Source organism: Moritella viscosa, from assembly GCF_900120065.1.
GTDB classification, from domain to species: domain Bacteria; phylum Pseudomonadota; class Gammaproteobacteria; order Enterobacterales; family Moritellaceae; genus Moritella; species Moritella viscosa.
On sequence record NZ_FPLG01000110.1, the window covers coordinates 12505 to 34240 of the forward strand.

Annotated in this window: 19 protein-coding genes; 13 read left to right on the top strand and 6 right to left on the bottom strand. The window is 39.9% G+C overall.

Annotated elements, in window-relative coordinates; genetic code table 11:
* Positions 1 to 7: 7 nt before the first annotated feature.
* Together BT797_RS17180 and BT797_RS17185 are read right to left on the bottom strand one after the other, a co-directional pair.
* The gene (locus tag BT797_RS17180) at positions 8 to 2032 is read right to left on the bottom strand and encodes a S8 family serine peptidase (RefSeq protein ID WP_075472954.1); all 2025 of its coding nucleotides are present in this window, start codon (positions 2030 to 2032) and stop codon (positions 8 to 10) included.
* A 447-nt stretch (positions 2033 to 2479) separates the two neighbouring features.
* Positions 2480 to 4327 (bottom strand): M3 family metallopeptidase, encoded by a 1848-nt coding sequence (locus tag BT797_RS17185; protein ID WP_075472955.1) that lies wholly within the window; start codon positions 4325 to 4327, stop codon positions 2480 to 2482.
* Between the two features lie 242 nt (positions 4328 to 4569).
* On the opposite strand from BT797_RS17185, the gene BT797_RS17190 reads away from it, so the two are divergent.
* Positions 4570 to 5583: a hypothetical protein gene (locus BT797_RS17190; protein ID WP_075472957.1), complete on the top strand. Its 1014-nt coding sequence runs from the start codon at positions 4570 to 4572 to the stop codon at positions 5581 to 5583.
* A gap of 59 nt (positions 5584 to 5642) precedes the next feature.
* Here the strand turns inward: BT797_RS17190 and BT797_RS24595 are convergent, their stop codons facing one another.
* Positions 5643 to 5765, bottom strand: a complete 123-nt coding sequence (locus tag BT797_RS24595; protein WP_280173729.1) for a hypothetical protein — start codon at positions 5763 to 5765, stop codon at positions 5643 to 5645.
* Positions 5766 to 5877: 112 nt separating this feature from the next.
* Between BT797_RS24595 and BT797_RS17195 the strand changes: the two genes are divergently transcribed.
* The 9 genes from BT797_RS17195 to BT797_RS17235 all read left to right on the top strand — a co-directional run bounded on the left by BT797_RS17195 (position 5878) and on the right by BT797_RS17235 (position 16088).
* On the top strand, positions 5878 to 8121 hold the full coding sequence (locus tag BT797_RS17195) for a peptidase U32 family protein (RefSeq protein WP_075472959.1): 2244 nt from the start codon (positions 5878 to 5880) through the stop codon (positions 8119 to 8121).
* Between the two features lie 252 nt (positions 8122 to 8373).
* The gene (locus tag BT797_RS17200) at positions 8374 to 9543 is read left to right on the top strand and encodes a glycosyltransferase (protein WP_045110826.1); all 1170 of its coding nucleotides are present in this window, start codon (positions 8374 to 8376) and stop codon (positions 9541 to 9543) included.
* Positions 9533 to 10546: a glycosyltransferase gene (locus BT797_RS17205; RefSeq protein ID WP_045110825.1), complete on the top strand. Its 1014-nt coding sequence runs from the start codon at positions 9533 to 9535 to the stop codon at positions 10544 to 10546. Before BT797_RS17200 ends, BT797_RS17205 begins: the two co-directional genes overlap by 11 nt.
* The gene (locus tag BT797_RS17210; RefSeq protein WP_075472961.1) at positions 10539 to 11405 is read left to right on the top strand and encodes a glycosyltransferase family 2 protein; all 867 of its coding nucleotides are present in this window, start codon (positions 10539 to 10541) and stop codon (positions 11403 to 11405) included. Before BT797_RS17205 ends, BT797_RS17210 begins: the two co-directional genes overlap by 8 nt.
* Positions 11406 to 11412: 7 nt before the next feature.
* A complete protein-coding gene (gene rfbB, locus BT797_RS17215) occupies positions 11413 to 12486 on the top strand; it encodes a dTDP-glucose 4,6-dehydratase (protein ID WP_045110823.1) in 1074 nt (357 codons plus the stop codon).
* Positions 12476 to 13363 (top strand): glucose-1-phosphate thymidylyltransferase RfbA, encoded by an 888-nt coding sequence (rfbA, locus tag BT797_RS17220; protein ID WP_045110822.1) that lies wholly within the window; start codon positions 12476 to 12478, stop codon positions 13361 to 13363. The genes rfbB and rfbA overlap by 11 nt, the downstream gene beginning before the upstream one ends.
* Positions 13364 to 13900, top strand: a complete 537-nt coding sequence (rfbC, locus tag BT797_RS17225; RefSeq protein ID WP_045110821.1) for a dTDP-4-dehydrorhamnose 3,5-epimerase — start codon at positions 13364 to 13366, stop codon at positions 13898 to 13900. It begins immediately after the preceding gene.
* Between the two features lie 10 nt (positions 13901 to 13910).
* A complete protein-coding gene (gene rfbD / locus BT797_RS17230) occupies positions 13911 to 14792 on the top strand; it encodes a dTDP-4-dehydrorhamnose reductase (protein ID WP_075472963.1) in 882 nt (293 codons plus the stop codon).
* 24 nt (positions 14793 to 14816) lie between these two features.
* A complete protein-coding gene (locus BT797_RS17235) occupies positions 14817 to 16088 on the top strand; it encodes a hypothetical protein (RefSeq protein ID WP_045110819.1) in 1272 nt (423 codons plus the stop codon).
* A gap of 52 nt (positions 16089 to 16140) precedes the next feature.
* Here BT797_RS17235 and BT797_RS17240 read toward each other — a convergent pair whose 3' ends face one another.
* Positions 16141 to 17040, bottom strand: a complete 900-nt coding sequence (locus tag BT797_RS17240; protein WP_244534217.1) for a glycosyltransferase family 2 protein — start codon at positions 17038 to 17040, stop codon at positions 16141 to 16143.
* 172 nt (positions 17041 to 17212) lie between these two features.
* Here BT797_RS17240 and BT797_RS17245 point away from each other — a divergent pair, with 172 nt between their 5' ends.
* Together BT797_RS17245 and BT797_RS17250 are read left to right on the top strand one after the other, a co-directional pair.
* Positions 17213 to 17644 (top strand): GNAT family N-acetyltransferase, encoded by a 432-nt coding sequence (locus BT797_RS17245; protein WP_075472967.1) that lies wholly within the window; start codon positions 17213 to 17215, stop codon positions 17642 to 17644.
* A gap of 48 nt (positions 17645 to 17692) precedes the next feature.
* The gene (locus BT797_RS17250; RefSeq protein WP_075472969.1) at positions 17693 to 18733 is read left to right on the top strand and encodes a serine hydrolase domain-containing protein; all 1041 of its coding nucleotides are present in this window, start codon (positions 17693 to 17695) and stop codon (positions 18731 to 18733) included.
* A 118-nt stretch (positions 18734 to 18851) separates the two neighbouring features.
* Here BT797_RS17250 and BT797_RS17255 read toward each other — a convergent pair whose 3' ends face one another.
* Both BT797_RS17255 and BT797_RS17260 read right to left on the bottom strand, forming a co-directional pair.
* Positions 18852 to 19982, bottom strand: coding sequence for a flavin monoamine oxidase family protein (locus BT797_RS17255; protein ID WP_075472971.1), 1131 nt, complete (start codon positions 19980 to 19982; stop codon positions 18852 to 18854).
* Between the two features lie 36 nt (positions 19983 to 20018).
* The gene (locus tag BT797_RS17260; protein WP_075472973.1) at positions 20019 to 20687 is read right to left on the bottom strand and encodes a cupin domain-containing protein; all 669 of its coding nucleotides are present in this window, start codon (positions 20685 to 20687) and stop codon (positions 20019 to 20021) included.
* 132 nt (positions 20688 to 20819) lie between these two features.
* Here BT797_RS17260 and BT797_RS17265 point away from each other — a divergent pair, with 132 nt between their 5' ends.
* Positions 20820 to 21731 (top strand): LysR substrate-binding domain-containing protein, encoded by a 912-nt coding sequence (locus tag BT797_RS17265; RefSeq protein WP_075472975.1) that lies wholly within the window; start codon positions 20820 to 20822, stop codon positions 21729 to 21731.
* Positions 21732 to 21736 lie beyond the last annotated feature (5 nt).

Sequence of the window (21736 nt, forward strand, 5' to 3'; positions counted from 1 at the left end):
TCACTCCTTATTGGAAGTTTAATCCCCAGCTTTCTAGGCTCCCAGTATCTCGAATGTCCATATCGACGAGTTTTAATTGCCAAAGACCATTTGATTCATAGTCTGAGAAGTCAACATCATAAGTCGTATTTAGATTTCTATCTGAACCACCGCTATTGTTGTGCAGTATCACTTTAGCACCTGTTGGTGACGTCAATGTTACTTTTAAATCACCAATGTAGCTGTGCTTGATATCTAGCTTAATATTAACCATTCCAGCATCGCCAGTGCGTTTAACATCTATGTTACTGATTACTCCGAAAAATGAATTATCTGGGATAGCGACTCTTGTACTATTAGTATAATTTTTAGCGCCGTCAGGACCATCACAGCCTGCGTCTAGATAGTCATTTGCCGCTGTCGCATTAATCAATCCATAGCCGGTTCTGTCGTCTCGGCCTACAACATCAATATCAGTGGCTGAAGCTTTTAATGCAGAACGAATCTGTGTAGCACTACATTGAGGGTGATAGCTCCAAACAAGACCCGCTACACCCACTGCATGTGGTGTCGCCATAGAGGTCCCGTTATAATATTGATAGTCTTCACCTGTTGTAGTGGAAACTGTGACGTCTTGTTCTAGCATTGCAGATAGTTCAAGGCCAAGCGCTCTATCGACTGAAACCGAAACTATCGGATAACTATTATTGCCATCTAACACAAACGGATTTTGCAAACCAGATAAGGCAGCATTACTATAGATTATTGCGGCTTGGGCGCCTGCATTATGACAAGCTTTTACTGGATCAATTTCTGGTCGATAACCAGTACGCTGGTTCTCAATTCGTTCAGTTAAACAAATTTTACCTGTCATGTCACCACAGTTATAATTGTTGTTTGAAATATCACAGCGTGCGAGTTGCCCTGTATAAGAACCTGCAACGGGACTCGACTGATAATTGCCAGTGCCATCCAGTGTTAGGCGGTTATGCGGTACAATGCCACGGTCAAAATAGCGTTGGTCGTTAATCATAATGTCAGATAGAACACCTTCGCCAACGGTTACTGTTGAAAGTATTGCAACCCCTGGTGCGGCCACTTCAACTTGATCGGTAGCTTGCGAGAATGCTGCGTGGTGATTTTGATTATCTACTGCTGCAATTGACATAACAGAATCGTATGAAGCTGGGTAGCTATGCGTGGTGTTCCCTGCGTTGCCAGCAGCTGCAATAAGTAGGACGCCATCATCAGACAATTCTTGCAGAGCATCCCTTTCTGTTCGGCTCGATTGACTTCCGCCTAAACTCATATTCACTACATTGGCACCATTTTGCGCGCAGGTATCAATGGCTTTGACCAGACTAGATGAATAACCCCAACCCGATTCATTGAATACTTTCACAATGTGTAAGTTTACATTTTGATTTGGCATTACACCTACAACACCGTCACCATTGGCTATCGCTGCTATGGTACCTGCAACATGGGTACCATGAGCATTATGATTACCTGGTGAGCTCCAACTGCCTGTGCCGCTATCGTTAGTACCAGCGACTTGATTACCGCTTAGGTCATTGTGAGTAAGATCGTAGCCAGAATCAATAATACAAATGGTCCGATTTCCGGTATTACTATCGTTTAACCCCGCAGCATTAATGGCACCTTGCCCCCAAGGAATGGACTCGCTTAATAAAAAACGTGGCGGGTCTAATTCTACGTATTCAATTTCAGCGTTGAGTTGTAAGTTCGCCAGTGCTTGTGGTTCAATCTCTACACTATAAAGCGGTTTACTTCCGAGTTTTTCTACTTTTTTGGCGTTTACTCGTTCGAGAACTGATTCTTGAAGTAGCTTGGCACCCCAAACGGGATTGAGCCCCATCATAGACGGTGCATCTGCGGCGGTGTCTTTGAATTTAACTATGTATTTCATTGGTAAGTCGTGTTCGTCAAACTGAGGAAAAGCATTTGCATAGCTAATCCCTAAGGCTGAAATAGCTGTCGCTATTGCCATTGAGTTTAATAGATAATTTTTTTTATTGATTTTATTTTTCATGTTGCTGGGTTCCTTATTGAGCGAGAGTTATTACCTGCTGCCAAATGGTCATTAACTTCCCTATTCGACTTTCAGAACCTGATTTATAGAATTATAAATTTAAATTATCAATGATGGGTATCATTTAAATAGAGCGTAATCGCATTAAATGCAAACGAAAATCATTTTTATTGACATTTATTGTACCTATTTAGTAATATCTATTCGCGTGTGTTCTGTGTGTTTTTTAACCGTACTGGTCAGACAAGTGCTCTTAGTATGTTGCTGATTTAAATAGTAAAATGTGAAGCTTGATTAGGCTGACTTTGTGATGCTGATCAAATATTGATCAGGGTGAGTGGTTGTATTAGTGGAAGATTAGAAGGTATGGAGGAGGATAATTATGGTGAGAAGAGTGTACGTATCCCTAATTATTGACAGGTGATACGTACTTATTTATCTGTTTATCTAACAATTATTTCCATAACGTTGTGTAATATAAGTCTCAAAATCATCGCATAACTGGCCATCAGAAATATGATTATCAGCAATGGTTTCGGCACCATCAACAATACTGATTTTAGCGTTTAATGCAGCTGGTTGAACTCGAGTTCTTTTTTGCGCGGCTTTGATTTTTGCTTGTTCTTGTAGCCAAGCTTGCTCACTGGTTTTATTACAGGTTTCTGCGAGGTAAGCAGCAGAAAAACCTTCGCCAGTTAAGCTGCGTAATGTTGCATCGTGGCTAATGCTGTTGCCCGGTTTCCAGTAATGTTCAGCCAGTAATGGTCCAATTGCAGGGTTGTCCGTCAGGTAGCCAAACTCTTTAGTAAAGTAAGCGCGAGTTTGATATACCGCCATGTGCGCGAGTAGATAGCCTTGGTAAGAGCAAGCGGCTTCTTGCGATAGCAAATGCGGAACAGCGAGTAATGGGCGTGGACTTGCTGCTAAACCAAGAATACGTTGCTCAGTATCACGCGCTAAAGTTGTTAAATATTCAGGTGTAAGTAATTCTTCATCACAGCTATATACGGCCCATTCGAAATAAGGCACAACCAGAATACTGCGTTCTTGATAAGCTTTGAACGGCTGTTTTGCAGCTATTAATGCTTGGATCACGTCATCGGGTACAACTTCGCCATCGGCGTTATAAGCATATTGTTTAAGCCAATCACCGTCGTTTAATAAGCTATCGCAGAACATAGATTGCGTTTCAGCATATGCCATTGATGTTGGTGCAAACTCTTGTGAGAAGCACGGAGAGTTTAATTTAATATTAGCAAAGTGAGCGGCATGACCACCTTCATGGAACAAGGTATTGATACCGTCATAACCACTACCTATTTGATCGGGCTTCGCGTTACTGGTGAAATTGATTTTACCCGCTTGCCACTTATCTTCAGCATAAAAGGATGGGATAGGACCGTGGCAGAAACCATTTTGGTATTTACCGGGACGGTCTAATAAATCGAGGGTCATATCGGCTTGTGAGTAATCTATATTTAGGCGACCGAATGATTCAATCCAGCGACGTAATGATTTTGAGAATGGTACGTAAGGGTCAAGTTGACGTGCTGCATCTCCAGCGTACATAAAGCTAAAATTATGACCTTGAATCGCGCTGTCACCTTTAGCTTCTGCTAAATTTTGGATGCTGCTAAGGTTACCTTCACGCGTGCGTAATTCAAAATCATCTAAAATAGTGAATAGTTGCTCTGGTGTCATCTGTTCGGTTTTATTTACTTTGTAATCAAAGAAGTTACGGAATCCTTGTTGACGAGCAAAGTCATTGCGCTGTTTAACCAGTTCGATATAACCATTATTTAGCACCCATTGCTCAAGATCTAATAATGCTTGATGTGCCGATTGTCTAACACCTTCGTTATTGCTGGTGCGAATATTCGCGGCTAGTACGGTTAAAGATGCTTGCTGCTTATCCCCGTTTTCATCATTACAATACATCAGGTAATCTTGGCGTTTAGTAAATAATGCCGATTCACTGCGAATGAGGGCGGCCATTTTATCTCTGCCCTCCGCGCTTTCAATTGCATTGGTATCGAAAAAGGCTAACCAACCTTTGAGTCCTTGCACCAGCTCATCATCTTCATCGGTTAATTGTAATAGCACGTCAAGGTTGCAACGTGTCGTTTGAATGTGACTTGGGTCTGAGATAAATGCGCTGAGTTTAGCTTCTGCCGCTGCAAAACCTTCGTGGTCATCGCTGGTGCCCATGTAAGTTCGCCAAAATAGATCTTCTTTACGGCGATGAAGTGCTAAATAGTCGTCATTAAGCTGGTTAAAATAATTTTGTGGGTTCACAACGTCTCCTTGTTAAAACTGCGTATGACAGTGGCAGTACTGGCAATGGTGCGAAAGGCACTGGATGAATGTATACGCTAATTTACTATATATTTAAAATGAAGCTTATTAAAAGCTATAGCCATTAAAATGAAAGGGAATATAGTCAAATATTAGAAAATTCTTGTTCCTTACAAGCAAAGTTAATACACTTTAGGTCTTTGCAAATAATATATATTATTAATAACACTTTTAGGACCACTATGTATACAGATGAAGACCTTAACCATGCTATAGATAAAGGAATTTTTACTGCTTCGTCCGTTGAGGAGTTTCGGCGTGATCAAGTGTTATCAAAACAAGTGACGATTGCGGATGAAGAAAATTTTCGTTTAATTGGCGGTTTTAACGATATTTTCATTGTTATTGCTTGTGCGTTGCTATTGTTCTCATCATTGTGGGTGGTTAAATCCATAGACCCTCGATTAGGTTTAGCGACGTTTGCTGGATTATCATGGGCACTTGCTGAGTTTTTTGTACTGAAAAGAAAAATGGCATTTCCCGCGATTATGCTATTACTCGCCTTTATTGGTGGTGTGTTTAAGTTATCAATGGAAGTATTTTCATCGCTTGATGAGCAAGCTATTATTGCTGCGACTGGTGTATCGGTTATTGCCGCTTTCTGTCATTGGCGTCGCTTCAATGTGCCAATTACGATTGCAGCGGGTACTGCTGCAATGATCGGCTTCATCGTGTCTTCATTCATATCAACATTTACGACGCCTGAAACGATCAATGTATTAACAGATTGGATACTGGTAGTGATATTTTCCTGTGGTATTTTGACTTTCTTGTTTGCTATGTATTGGGATTCTTCCGATCGTGAACGTGTTACTAATCGTACTGATACGGCATTCTGGTTACATTTATTATCAGCACCTTTGATTATTCACCCGGTATTTTTAAGTGTGGGAATTCTAAACGGCGAGGAAAGCATTAGCAGTATCGTGATTATTATTGCGTTGTACTTATTGATGTCACTTGTTTCTATTATTATTGATCGCCGTGCCTTTATGGTGTCATCACTGATATATGTATTGTATGCATTATCAAGCTTAATGAGTATGTATGGCGACGTAGGTACTAATTTTGCTATTACTGGTGTTGCGATAGGGGCGGCATTATTACTGTTATCAGCATTATGGCATCCTGTTCGTGGCATGATCGTAACGGTATTGCCTAGCGCGGTAAAACAATTAGTACCTGATTCAAAGTAGCTTTTAGTTGCGTTCAGTTTTATCGATGACGGTGAGTTAATGACTTAACTCACCATATTTTAGTTATCGGTATCGATAATTAATGGTACAAAAACATACCTTGGATGTTCGTGGTAATATTCAATCTCACCTTGCGCTATTTTTACTACATTATAGGCACTATTTAGCCCTGTAATGAGCATGTAGAAACCTTGATCTAGATCAATACCCCCGAATTCATAGCATTGACCTGCATATACAGGTAGAATGCCCCCTCAAAAAATTACAATAAAAGCAATAAGTGGGTTATTTCGCATGAGTAGAAAAATAGAATTATTGGCACCGGGTGGTGATGTAGAAGCGATTAAAGCGGCGATTGTAGCTGGTGCAAATGCTGTCTACTGTGGTTTGGATATGTTCAATGCCCGTAACCGTGCGTCCAATCTTTCATTTGATGAGCTAAATGGCGTATTACGACTTGCACACGAACACAGCTGTGAAGTCTTTTTAACCCTTAACGTCGTGATCTTAGAACACGAAGTTGTTAGCTTAGTGCGTCTGCTTAATAAACTGGTTAACAGTGGTATTGATGGCATCATTGTGCAAGACTTAGGTGTTTTCAATATTGTTAAAAAGCATTTTCCAACGTTAGATATTCATGCTTCTACTCAATTAACAACTCATAACGAAGGTCAGATCTTATTCTTACAGAAAATTGGTGCAACGCGCGTTAATTTATCTCGTGAGCTGAACCTTGGTGAAATTAAACAACTAACGACAGTTGCGCATGACCATGATGTACTCACTGAAGTATTCGTGCATGGCGCACTATGTATCGCGTTCTCTGGCCAATGTTACTCAAGCTCAGTAAGTGTGGGCAACTCAGGTAACCGTGGTCGCTGTAGTCAAGCATGTCGTGATGAATACGAAGTGACTGCAGAAGGTCATCGCTTCCCGCTTAACTTGAAAGATAACTCGGCATACTTTGATTTACCCCAGTTGGTTGACGCAGGTGTTGATTCATTAAAAGTAGAAGGCCGTATTAAAGGCGCACACTATGTTTACACAGTTGTCGATACATGGCGTAAACAGATCAACAACTTTGTTGAGTCTGGCAAGTTATTAGCTGACGATGGCAACCTGCATAAAGTATTTAACCGTAGCTTCACTAACTCATTCTTGCAGGGCGACCTAAACAAGAAAATGTTTACTGATAACCCACGTGATAACAGTGTTAATTATGCAGTTGAAAAAAGTGATGCGATCTCTGTTGTACAGATCCATGATGTGAAACAAGATCTTTATACGGATAAAAATGCGTTAGGTGCTGAACTAGCAGAAAAGATTAAAGACCTAAGCATTGATAAAATTGCTTTAACGTTAGCTTTTTCTGCAAAAGAAAATAGCCCGTTAACGGTAAACATTATTGCTGGTAACACGTCGTTTGAAGTGAAAAGTGATTCTGTATTGCGTATTGCAGATGAAATTTCAATTACTCCAGAAACGGTTGAGAAACGTTTCCGTAGCTTCAATAATGCAACGTTTGATCTTGCGCCAATGAACTTTGACAACTTTGATAAAAACTTAACTGTGCCGTTTAAAGAATTAACAGAATTGAAAAACCAAGTGGCGTTTTTATTAAATGGCTCACGTGACGTGGTTAAACACGTTGATGTACCTGCATTACCTAAGCATCCTAAAATAGAACAAACACCTAAGTTATCACTGCTTATTGCTAACGTAAAAGATTTACACCTTGCTGATGTAACAGATGCCGATATCTACTTCAAGATCCCAGAGAGCTTAAAAAAGAACTGCCCTAAACACATTAAACTATTACAAGAAAATCCACGCTTAATTCCTTGGTTCCCAGCGGTACTGATTGGTAAAGACTACCTAGAGTCAGTGAAGATCCTTGAAGAAGTGAAGCCTAAGCGTATTGTGACTAATAATACTGGTATTGCTTATAAAGCATTTGAAATGGGTATTGAGTGGGTTGCTGGTCCGTTCTTAAATACAACCAACTCACACGCATTACTAACCTTACAAGAAGAGTTAAACTGTGCGGGTGCGTTTATTTCTAACGAGATAAACCGTGGTCAAATTAGAAACATCACTCGTCCAAAGAACTTTAAAATGTTCTACAGTATTTACCATCCAATTCTGATGATGACAAGTCGTCAATGTTTCTTCCAACAAACGGTTGGCTGTAAGAAACCTGCGATTGAAGATGGTTGCATGCTGAAATGTGAAAAAGCGACAACAATTACTAATGTTAAAGGTATTTCGTTTGCGGTTGATAAACAAAAAGGCGGCTACCCAAGCATTTACAATGACGAACAATTCTTAAACTTTGATGTAGTAAATGATTTCTCTGATCTGTTTGACGAATTCTTTATTGATTTAACTAATATCGGTGCAGGTTCTAAAAAAGAACAAGACAAAGTTGAGCTAATCAAATACTTTGAATCGTTACTCGCGGGTGATGACACGTCAAAAGTAGCGTTAAATAACTTAGTGCCTGTGGCAACTAACGCACAATATACTCAAGGTTTATAAAAAGAGCACTCAGGCTTTATAAGCGTTAACGACAAAATATAAGCCCAACAGCTTGAATATTTAATCTAAGCCAAGTATTACTAATTGTATTAAAATACATGATGTAAAACTTGGCTTTATTTTTATGCACTTAGTTATTTTAATTTTATATTGCATTGATAAAGTGGTCAATATTAGAATGTAATGCCTATAATTCCTATGTAGTGGTGGTTATCTGCGGATGTAAAGCGGGTTGCGGTAGGTAATTATGATATGAATATTTTACATATACACTCTGATTACCCCGATGGCCGCAATGATCAAAGTACGCCTGCTGTTAAATCACTATTAGACGCCACCTCTGGTATCTCCAATACCGTGTTTGTTATTCATCGTACCCCATGGCCTTGGCTGGTTCGTGTTATCCCGCATAATCATAAATTATATTCGGTTTATTATTGGGGATTACCTTTTGGTTTAGCGCTGACTTTATCTTTATTTCTTGCCCGTTACCTTCTTTTTAATCTTATCAAAAAGCAACAGATCAAATACCAGCTTATTCATGGCCATAAATTAGCAATTGATGGCACGTTAGGGGCTGCAATCGCTAATCAAATCGGCATTCCGTATTTCCTATCCGTTAGAGGGGGAACTGATGTACGTATTTTACAACGTAAATCATTTTTACGATCACGTTGGAAAAAGGTATTAGAAGAGGCGGAACATATCTTTTGGGTGAGTTCTTGGGCTAAAAATCCAATTAAAAAAATGCTTAAAAGTACGATTAATACATCGGCAGCTCAATCTAGTTTGCTCCCTAATCCCTGTGAAATGAGTCAGCTAGCAGATATCTGTAAGAACAATCGAGTTGCGCACTTTGTTACGGTATTTCGTTTTGAACAATACGAACGAAAAGGAATAATGCCATTACTTGCGGCTATATCTAGACTTAGTGTTGCATATCCAGATATTAAGCTGGATATATATGGCTCTGGTTCTGAAAGTAAGATTAAAATAGTGCAGAGTAAAATCAACGCATTATCGTTAAGTGAGAAGGTTACGATTAAAGGCTGCATTGATAATAAGCTTCTGCAACAAAAATTAAAACAATATGCCGCATTTTTATTACCGAGTAAGAATGAGTCTTTTGGGATGGTTTTTGTAGAAGCGTTATTTTCTGGCTTACCGATCTTATATCACGCGAATACCGGTATTGATGGCTATTTGGATGACATTGATGTGGGCATTAAGGTTCGTAATCAAGATATCGATGAGTTAGAGAATAAAGTCGAAGAGTTGATCGTGCGACATGAATTTTTTCAAAGTCGTATTAAGTGTGCATTAGAAACACATGCATTAGACATTTTCGAGAAGAAAACGGTGGTTAATCATTATCAAAGTTTAGTTGATGGCCTTAATCTGGAGTATCGAAATGCCAAATAGAAAAGTGCTTGTTATTGCATCGGCTGGAGGACACCTTACTCAAGCATTATGCGCTTGTAGCCATGTTAATGATATTGTATTAGTGACAACGATGTCACTCGTTAACGAGGATAAAATTAAGAAGATTTACACTATGTGGTCAACACAAAAAAATGCGTTTATTCACTTTGTAAATATTTTTTATGCCTTGTATGTGCTTTTAAGAGAAAGACCGCGGACTGTATTCACGACAGGTGGGCCACTGGTTTTGCCTTTTGCGCTAGTGTGTAAGTTCTTACCCTTAAAATTTGTATATTTAGATACGCTGTCTCGCGTTGTTGAACTTTCTAATACTGGTAGATTTATTCATAAGTATAAGTTATACGATGAATTTATGTCGCAGTGGGAAGGGATAGCTAGAGAATATAACGTGGAATATGTAGGTAAAACATTTGATTTAGCAGGTAAAACCAACAAGGTTATCACACCATTACAGCCGCCTGAAAAACCATTGGTATTAGTGACAACGGGGACGAATACTTATCCTTTTCCACGGTTGATTACGGCAATGGCCAAGCTTGATATTTATAGAGATCCTAATGTTCGCTGGTTTATTCAAACGGGTGGCTTTGAGATTGAAGAAAAACCTGCGAATGGCGAGATTGCAGCGATAGTACCGAAGGATAAAATGGACGCTTTGGTAAAAGAGAGCAGCTTGGTGATTAGTCACTGCGGTGTTGGCAGTATCAACCATATGCTTACTTTTCAGAAACAGGTGGTCTTTGTACCTAGATTAGCGCGATTTGGCGAGTTTTCTGATGATCACCAATTACAAATTGCGAAAGAGTTATGTAACCCTAATATGAAGGTTGTTTATCCAGATGAATTATTGCCTGAATATAGCGCGGCAGACTTAATTTCAATACCAAGATATGACAAGGCAATAGATATAACAAATCATGCGTTTGCTTCTGTTATTGATAAAAAATTATTCGTTGAGCAAAGGGAAGATTCCTATGGCTAAGAAAATATTAATTTCTGTTGTTATTGTTGATTTTTTTAAAGCGGAACGAGTTGTAGATAATGTCGAAAGGATACTGATTCAGGAAGGTTATTTTGATATAGAAGTGATCGTTATTGATAACTCCATGGATAGTGGCAACCAACAAATACTATCTCAGTATCAAAAGACGGATAATGTAACCTTGATTTTTAATCAACACAATAATGGCTATACCCGAGGCTGTAATCAAGGTGCTGATTTATGCCGTGGAGACTATTTGTTTTTTGTAAACCCGGATATTGAATGGAAATCTGTCACGACACTGGCTGATATTATTACTATATACCAATGTGATAAAGGCATCGGCATTGTGGGTACTCGACAACTTAATGATGATGGTTCGACCCCTGACACAGTACGCCGTTTTCCTAATTTAATCGCACAGGTGGTACGCAGAACATCACTTAGAAACTGGCCAATTTTGAAAGGGATCGCGGAGTATTACGAACATGTTGAATTTGACTATTTAAAACCGGCTAATGTGGATTGGATACAGTCATCTTTCATGGCAATCCGTCGTGACGTTTGGGAGAACATAGGTGGTTTTGATAACCGCTATTTCATTTTTATGGCAGATCCAGATATCTGTTATAAGTGTTGGGAACTCGGGTATAAAGTGCATTATGAAAGTGACATTGTCGTCGGTGCTGATGGACTACGTTGTAGTGCTGGTGGCATTTATGATGTATTTAGTAATCGTGTATTACGTTTTCACATTCGAGATGCCTGTATTTATCATATACAGTATTTATTGAAACCAAGTATACCTATTGCGCGAAAGTTACAGGTTCAGAGATCTTCAAGCGTGAATTACGAGTAGCATCAATATGAAGATATTAGTGACAGGTGGTGCTGGATTTATAGGTAGTGCTGTTATTCGACATATATTAATCGACACTGAGCATGAGGTCGTTAATCTGGACAAATTAACGTATGCAGGTAATTTAGATTCAATACCTGCGGAGTTAATATCATCTCGCTATGCATTTGAGCAGGTCGATATTTGTGATAAAGAGGCGGTGACAGGTATTTTCGAGCTGCATCAGCCAGATATTATTATGCATCTTGCCGCTGAATCCCATGTTGACCGTTCAATAGAAAATCCCCGTTGTTTTGTCGAAACAAATATCATAGGTACTTACAATCTGCTTGAATCGGCTCGAGCATATTGGTTGTCATTAGACGCTGAAAAAAAGGTGGGTTTTCGTTTCCATCATATTTCTACCGATGAAGTGTTTGGTGATTTACACAACCATGATGATTTATTCGTTGAGACGACAGCTTATGATCCCAGTTCACCTTACTCAGCAACCAAGGCCAGTTCTGATCATTTAGTACGAGCTTGGTTAAGGACTTATGGGTTTCCTACATTAATCACTAATTGCTCGAATAACTATGGTCCTTATCATTTTCCTGAAAAGTTGATCCCTCACATGATTTTAAATGCGTTGAGTGGATTGCCACTACCTATCTATGGAGATGGTAAGCAAATTCGGGATTGGTTGTATGTTGATGATCATGCTAAAGCACTCGTGCTCGTGGCAACAAAAGGTGAGGTTGGTGAAAGTTACAATATTGGCGGACATAACGAAAAACAGAATATAGATGTAGTACATACCTTGTGTGATGCGCTGGAAGCACTTGTACCCGATAAGCCTAATGGAATTGAACATTATCGCGATTTGATTAAATTTGTTCGCGATAGACCGGGCCATGATCTTAGGTATGCAATTGATGCGAGCAAAATTCAACGTGAATTAGGCTGGCAACCAGAAGAAACATTTGAGACTGGTATCAGAAAAACGGTGCAGTGGTATTTAGATAATACAATATGGTGGCAGCGAGTTCTAAGCGGTGATTATCAGTTAACACGTCGAGGAGAAAGTGCTAATGGGCGATAAAAAATACAAAGGTATTGTGTTAGCGGGTGGCTCAGGTACGCGTTTACACCCCATCACTAGGGCTGTGTCTAAGCAACTATTACCGATTTATGATAAGCCAATGATTTACTATCCAATCTCGGTGCTTATGCTGGCTAATATTAAAGATATATTAATTATTTCGACGCCTGAGGACCTACCACACTTTAAAGATCTGTTCGGTGATGGTTCGACATTTGGGCTGGATATTGAGTATGCAGAGCAGGCTAGGCCAGAGGGGATCGCGCAAGCTTTTATTATTGGTGAAGACTTTATTGGCGACGATAATGTTTGTCTGATATTGGGAGATAATGTCTTTTATGGTCAGCACTTTACCGGGAAATTGTTAAGTGCCACGAGCCGGGATGTGGGGGCTACGATCTTTGGTTATCAAGTGACTGACCCTGGCCGGTTTGGAGTGGTGGAGTTTGATAGTGAAGGTAACGCGATCAGTATTGAAGAAAAGCCTACACAACCTAAGTCGAATATCGCGGTCACGGGTCTATACTTCTATGATAACAGAGTCATCAATATGGCTAAATCATTAACCCCGTCGGCACGTGATGAAGTGGAAATAACGGATATAACCAATATGTATTTGAATGTTGGAGACTTGTTTGTTGAGTGCTTTGGCCGTGGTTTTGCTTGGTTTGATACCGGTACACATTATTCATTATTAAAAGCATCTATGTTTGTGCAGACCATTGAAGATAATCAGGGGCTAAAAGTCGCGTGCTTAGAAGAAATTGCATACTCACAAGGCTGGATCTCACGGGGGCAATTAGAAGATCAAGCATGTTTATTACAGAAAACGGAGTATGGGCAATACCTTTATGGCTTACTTAATGAGGACCTGTAGATGAAAGTCTCTAACACTCCCATTGGTGGTGCGTTGGTCATTGAACCGGATGTATTTAGTGATGACCGAGGCTTTTTTATGGAAACATTTCAAGCTGCACGTTATAGAGATGTTATAGGTGATGAATTTAACTTTTTACAAGATAACTATTCTCGCTCTATGAAAGGTGTTTTGCGTGGATTACATTTTCAAAAAACGAAATCACAAGGTAAGTTAGTGCGAGTGGTGATGGGTGAAGTCTATGATGTAGCCGTTGATATTCGGTTGGACTCACCAACGTATGGTCAATGCCATGGTGTGCGGTTAAATGCAGAGAATAAATTGCAATTTTGGTTACCCCCAGGGTTAGCACATGGTTTTGTCGTATTGTCTGAAATGGCTGATTTTGAATATAAATGCACGGACTATTACGATCCAAACGATGAGGGGTGTCTTATTTGGAATGATCCAGCATTAAATATACATTGGCCTTGTAGTAACCCTTTACTCTCTGGCAAAGACAAGATGGGAGTTAAGTTTAAAGACTTGTTTCTTTAAGGACATATTTATGGATCGACTACTTGTTACAGGGCTGAAAGGGCAAATCGGCCAATCAATAAAAGCCCGTATTGACCATCAGTTGTGGGACGTTTTACTTACCGATATTGATACTCTGGATATTACTAATGCAGAGCAAGTTTCATCATTATTTTTGCAATTTAGGCCCGATGTAGTGATTAATACTGCTGCTTATACTCAGGTTGATAAAGCCGAAAAAGAAGTCGCTATTGCAGAAGCTGTCAATGCTTACGGCCCTTATTTACTTGCAAAAGAATGTCAAAGAATAGGTGCGCTACTAATTCACTTTTCTACAGAGTATATTTTTGGTGGCCACGATAAAGTGGGTTATTCAGAAACAGATAAACCTGCTCCTTTGAATGTTTATGGCAGAACAAAGTTACAGGGTGATCAATATGTAAAATCGTATTTGACCAATTATATTATTATTCGTACATCCTGGGTGTTTAGTGAATACCAACATAATTTTGTGGCGACTATGCTATCACTTAATCGTAATACGGATGAAATTCGTATTGTTAACGACCAGCTAGGTTGTCCAACGTATGCAGGTGATCTAGCTAACTTGGCGCTTGATATTGCCAAGGATTACACGCTTGAAACTGGCCGTTATCAATTCGGTGAATATAATTTTTGCGGTGATAGAGGGGTTAGCTGGTTTGATTTTGCTTGTGCTATATTTGAAGAATCTGATAAATATCAACCCGATGGTCAACATCGAAATTTAAAAGCGGTAACGAGCGAAGAATATGCTTCAATCGCCAAACGGCCAAAAAATGGTATTTTAAATTGTCATAAAATATCGCCTATATTTAAACCGTCGGATTGGCGTGAAAAATTACAACACGTGGTTAAAAAATCAATTGCATAACCGTTCCATCGCTGGGGGAAATCGATGATAAATAGAAATCTATTAGACGCATATAAAATTGAGCATGGGAGCATTAAAATTGCCATTGCTGGTGCGGGTTATATCAGTAAAGGGTTGATACAACAGATTACATTACTTGATTTTATTGATGTTGTGTCGATTTATTCTAAAAGCCGAGCGCCTATCATTGCGTTATTAAAAGATGCCAACTTACCTTTATCTATCATTGCAGATGATATTTCAGAGCTCTGTGGAAGTGATGCGGATATTGTGGTTGAATTGACAGGTGATACCGAGTTTGGCTGTGAGCTTGCTCTCGCAGCGTTAGCGGCTAATAAGCATTTTGTTGTTAGCGCTGAAACTGACGCATTAGTTGGGCCTGTTCTTGCTGAATTATTCCGTGAAAAGGAGCTGATCTACAGTAATATGTGGGGAGATGAACCTGGGTTAATTAAGCATCTTTATAATTACGCTGATGTATTGGGCTTTGGTATTGTTGCTGTTGGTAAATTTAAAGGTTTTCACGATTCGTTTGCCAATCCTGATACTGTACTTCCTTGGGCTGAAAAGTCAGGGCAAAAACCGACGATGATTACCTCGTTTGCAGATGGATCTAAAATGTCGATGGAAATGACGATTGTTTCTAATGCCACAGGTTTGGTTGCTGATGTCCCTGGCATGCATCTCGCGAAAGGGACACTAGAAGATATTGTCGACTTGTTAAAATTAAAAGAAGACGGTGGTATTTTGAATCGAACCGGTGTTATTGAAGTTGTTTGCGGTGTTGAGCCCAGTGGTGGGGTATTTGCTGTTATCACTACGGACAAACCTGAGATATTACATTCTCTTTCTTATTATAAGATGGGGGATGGTCCAAATTATCTGTTGTATTTACCTTACCATATGCCCGGAATTGAAGCCTTATACGGCTTATATGTGAATGTTGTTGAACACCAATCTGTTGTTCGGCCGTTGGGGGCACCTGTGTCTGATGTGATCTCTCGCGCAAAGCGAAACTTGAAAAAAGGGGAGCAACTCGATTGTATTGGTGGTTATGATTATTACGGTGAAATGACCAGCGCAGAGTTATCCGTTGAACATAGCGCATTACCCTTAGGCTTAGCGACAGGGGCTAAGTTGTTAGTAGATATTAAAAAAGGTGAACCGATTTTATTTCAACATGTAGAAATAAAAGGTCATAAAGATGGCTGCAAATTACGAGAAAGGTTCAGTGAAATGGTGTTGGAAAGTAGACCGCTAGATATGGGCGATATTAAGCAGGTTAATTTAGGTTAGGTATTACGGCATAGGTTAACCGTAAAGCGAGTCAGGTTATTATTGACCCGCTTCAATCGCTGTATAACTTGATGGTTTTCGCGGTGAATAATGCTTTAACTTTACCTATTTTATCCACTAATTGTAATAATGGTTTTGCGTACTTAGATTGGCCAAAAGGTAATTTAATTAATACGATAAAGAGTAATACAATGAGTTTTATTAACACGTCGACAAAGTAAGTGAGTTTGTTTCTAATCGGTGCTTTTTGCATACGATAGCGTGTATAAGTTTCACCTATACGTATGGCTCTTTTTAATAAATAGTGTATGTTTAATCGATTACTTGCCACCTCTTCACTGACATACGCTTCACTTGAACACACCAATTTACCGCCATATTGATACAGTCGATAAAAAAAATCGGCATCCTCACCGCCTGTTAAACCATAGTTAGAATCGAACTTGAGTTGGTATTTCTGTATTGCGGCTTGACTGACTAAGGTTGAATTAGTTGCGCCACTGGTGACTTCTTGGCCATTACTTACCGCAGGCCTATCAAATACACCTGATTCGATTATCCATTGTGGTGTGTGGTTAGGGTAGGTTGATTTAACGCGACCGAAAACGGCATCTGCTTGATAGGTTTGCGCCGTTGCTAAAAGTTGCGCTAACCAGTCGGGAGCTGCAATTTCATCATCATCGATAAAGGCTATCCATTCACCCTTGGTATTATCAATTGAACAGTTACGTGCTAATGCGATATTTTTAGCCGTTTCTTGGCGATAAAAAACAGGCATATGCATGAGGGCTGCTTGTACTTTGACGAGTTTTTCGGCATAGCCTCGCTCATCGTTATCAACCACGATTACTTCAATTTTGACATATTCTGGTAGCCGCAGTGCTGCAATGCTCTTTAGGGTATCGATGACATGGTCTCTTTGGTATGTACACATGCAAATAGATATCAGCATTTATGTTTTCACCTATTAGTTGATGGCCTCCTAGTAATTGTAGTGAGGGAAGACACTATTAGCTATTATGATGATTGATTATACAGAATGGGATACGACCCTGTTCACCTCATTGATCTTGTTATATTAATCACTTATAGGTACTATCCATTATTTCAACTATAGACAATCCATGGATCTTGAATACAGGCTCGCTACCGAGCAAGATTATGATTTTGCATTTTTCCTCAAAAAGTCGGCTGAATATGGACCTATTAAAACCATTTTTGGCTGGGATGAAGTATTACAACAACAGATGCATGCCCAAGAATGGGCGTCTGGTAAACCTATGCTGATCTGTATTGAGGGTATTGCAGTCGGCAGTTATAAAATTGAAGTTAACAGTGAACATATCCACTTTTGTCGCTTTTTCTTATTACCAGAACATCAAGGTAGGGGCATTGGTAGTAAGGTATTAAAACAGCTAATTACATTTGCCAAAGAGAAGAAACTACCTTGTAAGCTAAGTCATTTACAAGGTAATCGAGTCGGTGAGTTATATGCCCGTTTTGGCTTTGTTATAGATGACTGTGATAACCAATTTGTTTATATGTCTCGCCAATAAATAATGCGTTTAGATTATTCCCCACACCGTTATAGATGGATTTATAAAATGATGAAAATGAATGTACTTGCCTGCCGCTTGGCGTATAGCTTAGCGATGACGTTGCCCATGGGAAGTGTTACTGCACAGAACAATGTGACAGGTTTACAATCAGTATTTACCAGTGCGGATGTTCCGAGATCGTTTAGTGGTGTTGCCGTTATCGCAAAAGGTAATGAGATTACTTTTAGCTATACGTCTGCATCTCAGTCTGTAAGTTCAGACTTAGCTGCGCCAGCATTTACATTACAAACCCCCTTTGTGACCGCATCATTAAGTAAGCAAATGACTGCTGCATTAGTTATGAGAGAAGTAGGCCAAGGCCGAGTCGATCTTGATGCGCCAATTAGTCAGTATCTTAACTACTTAAAAGGAAAGTGGAACGCGGTTATTACGATTAGGCAATTACTTAATCATTTGTCTGGTATTGTAGCGGTTGATAAACCACTTAAAACTGTCCCTGGCGAAGTGTTTGCATATTCAAATACAGGTTATAACTTATTAGGTGAATTAGTCGCTACGACATCAGGAAAGGACTATGAAATGTTAGCGTCGGACATGTTTGAATACTGTGGTATGGACAATACAAGCCCATCAAGTAATACCAACAATGCGCTTCGTTATCATGAAAAACCTCTCGGTGAGCTGGTGGAAATTACTAAGGACCTACCTGCTAGTACCACGCCAAGTGCTGGTATCATCTCTACCGCCGAAGACTTAGTGGCATGGAATCAGTGTTTGCATAATAGCGATCTGATATCAGCTAAATCACATGTACAGATGGTAGCTAAAGGGGCGACCAGAAAACATCGCTGGGGTGAGTTAGGTTATGGTTTTGGTCTGCAATTATCTGACAAAGCAGCGATACAAGAATGGAGTCATAGTGGTTATGTTCTGGGCTATATCTCGACGTTAAGTTATTACCCAAAATCAGATACAAGTATGATCCTCCTCGAAAATATATCTTGGTATCCGAAAGACATGACTCGGGTATTTCATTACCATGATAAATTGCGTAGTCAGTTATTAAAGCAACTCATTAATAAGTAATATATTGATAAATAATAGTATTGATGAATAAGCAGTATTGATAACGAGTACTTAAGAATCATACAAGTCTGTTTACAGTAAGCCAAGGCTGTAAATAGACCTGTATTCTATAAGTATTTTATTCAGTTGTAAGGCGAGCTATTACTGTTTCAGCCGCCTCTAGTGCGCCTTCGATATAGCCCCCATTTTCTTCCGCTGCTTCTGTTCCCGCAAAGTACCAACCTTGTTGATGAACAGGTGCAAGCGCTGATTGAATATCGCGTAACCCATAATGTGGGTGAGCGTTGGGGGCATTTTTATCGGCATCCGTCGCTGTCATGTGTTCTTGACTCCAGTCGGCTAACTTCACATCCATAGGTTGGGCGGCTTGTTCACCATAAATACGTACAAGTTGTTTTATTGCTAACGACTTAATTAAATCACGACCAGCAGATTGACGAGTATGTGCATCAACACCGACAAAACCAAATAACGCACCAGCGCCCACATTACTACTATTGGCGGTACTACTATCGTCGATAGCCCAATCCATTGTACTTGCATCATGTATTTCTGCTAACGGACCCACTTGGCTACTGGCTGAACCGGATAAACCCGTTTCACGCCAGAATGGCGTTTTATAGATGGCAAAAAATTTCGCGTGTGCTGCCATCCATGTTGCAGTCGATGCAAACTTATTCTGTACTTTAGTCGGTAATGCTGGTGATAGCGTAATGCTATTTACAAATAAGCGTAATGGCATCGCAAAGATGACCTGACGCGCTTGTATTGTTTGTTGTTCACCGTCTATTTCGGTTTTAACGATAGAATAGCTATCTTGATCTGTCGCAGTATGTGTTACATTCGAGACCCTGGCGTTGAGAATAATACACTTATTGGTTAGTTTCGCTTTAATGCTATCAACAACAGTTTGCATGCCACCTGCAACACGCATTGATTGTGGCGAACCGGCGTAACCAGCTTCATAACGCTTCGGTGGTTTGTTCTCGTGCTTATCAAACAAGAACGCACCTTTATCATGTTGTGGGAATACTGGTAAATGTAGAGCATTAATCAAGGTGGTAATACGTGGATGCATGCCAGGCCAAAACCAAGAAGGTCCCATATCAAACTGGTCTTCGGTATATATTCGGCCACCCAGTCGCGATCGACCTTCGAGTAAAATATAATCCTTACCAAGCTGTTCTAATAAATAAGCGGTATATAAACCGCTTAATCCACCGCCAATAATGACAAATTCTGTTTTCATATTTTTGAGTATCCAAGTTACCTTAATAAATGCAGGTTAGAGGCGGTAAGTATGATGACCTGTCTTGATCCAAACTGTACAATCATCAGAAGTGGTTGTGATATTCAATGTTTCACCAATGGGTAAACGTAGCCAATCAAGTTTTCGATAAATGCCACCTTGATGAATAAATTCACCATTAACAACAATCACTTCAATGCCACCAGTGTTGTTTAGGGTGATACTTGAGTTAGGCGCCCAGCGTTCTAAACGTACCATTTCTTGTTTGAATGTGTGTAGCGCTTTATATTGAACAGCAGTACGGCCTTCATCTTGGATAAAAGCTTGATTAGTGGTATTTATTTCCATATCTTGATCGTCACCGTCTTGGAATTGTCCCAGTTTCACTATGATCATGCAGCCGTCTTTGACTATTGGTGCGTGCTCTGTACCGACGGGGTTACGCTTATAGGTGCCAACAGGATAGTCGCCATGTTCATCTGCGAACACACCTTGTAACACCAAGAATTCTTCGCCGCCTGTATGTACATGGTTAGTGAAATAACTGTCAGCCTCATAAGCAACAAGTGTTGTTGGCGTTGCTGCAAATTCAGCGCCATCACGCTCTAACATTTTACGTGATACACCTTTAATCGGAGAGGGTAGCCAAGTTGACTCATTAAAGAATACTTTCGCTGGTTGGGTTAGGTCGTTATTAATGTTCATATCGTTATTCCACAGATTAAGTGTCTTTATGTTGTAATTATGGATTTATTCTTTGCATATGACAAAGCACTACTTCTATACTGGCGATATAGTTTTTATTTAGTGGTTGATTTAAGGGAGGTAGTGCTATAAATGAAAAATATAGCTCACTTAAATGCAGTTCGTGCCTTTGAAGTGTCAGCAAGGCATCTTAGTTTTTCTTTGGCGGCTAAAGAACTGAATGTCACGCCTGCCGCAATCGGCCAGCAAGTACGTCTATTGGAAGAGTGGTTAGATATCACTTTGTTTATTCGTGCCACTAGCGGCGCTTCACGCTTAACGTTGACGGTTCAGGCTAAGCTTGCACTGCCGGAAATAAGCCTAGGCTTAGAGCATATTTCTCAGGGTTTAGCATTATTGCAAAAACCGATTATAAATAATGCCATCACAGTGTCAGTGAGTCCTGCGTTTGCTGCAAAATGGCTATTGATGCACGTTGATGATTTTCAGCTTAAGTATCCTGATTATGACCTTCGCTTAAATACTAATTCTCGTTCTGTTGATTACTTTGCTGAGGATATTGATATTGGAGTGCGTTATGGCAAAGGCAATTGGGCGGGGTTATCACAAATATTGCTGATGGATGAGAATATATTTCCGGTGTGCTCCCCAGATCTGGTTGAGCAAGGGCTGAAGTTACCGACCGACTTAGCTCATTATCCGTTATTACACGATCATTCTATGCCGATAAGTTCAGGTTTTCCGACTTGGTCTAGCTGGTTGAGTGAGCAGGGTATCGATGATATAGACACCAATAAGGGATTGAAAATTAACAACTCGGCATCGGTAATTCAAGCCGCGGTGGCTGGACAGGGGGTAGCATTAGGCCGCAGTGTATTAGTCAAAGATGATCTTGCTTGTGGGCGACGAGTGAAGCCATTTCCAGTACTGAATAGCAGTACAGAATTGGCTTATTATATCGTCTGGCGACCCGAACATGATGCGTTAGAAAAAGTTCAGACCTTTAAAGAATGGTTATTAGAAACCGCTGCCGTTATACAATGATGCCC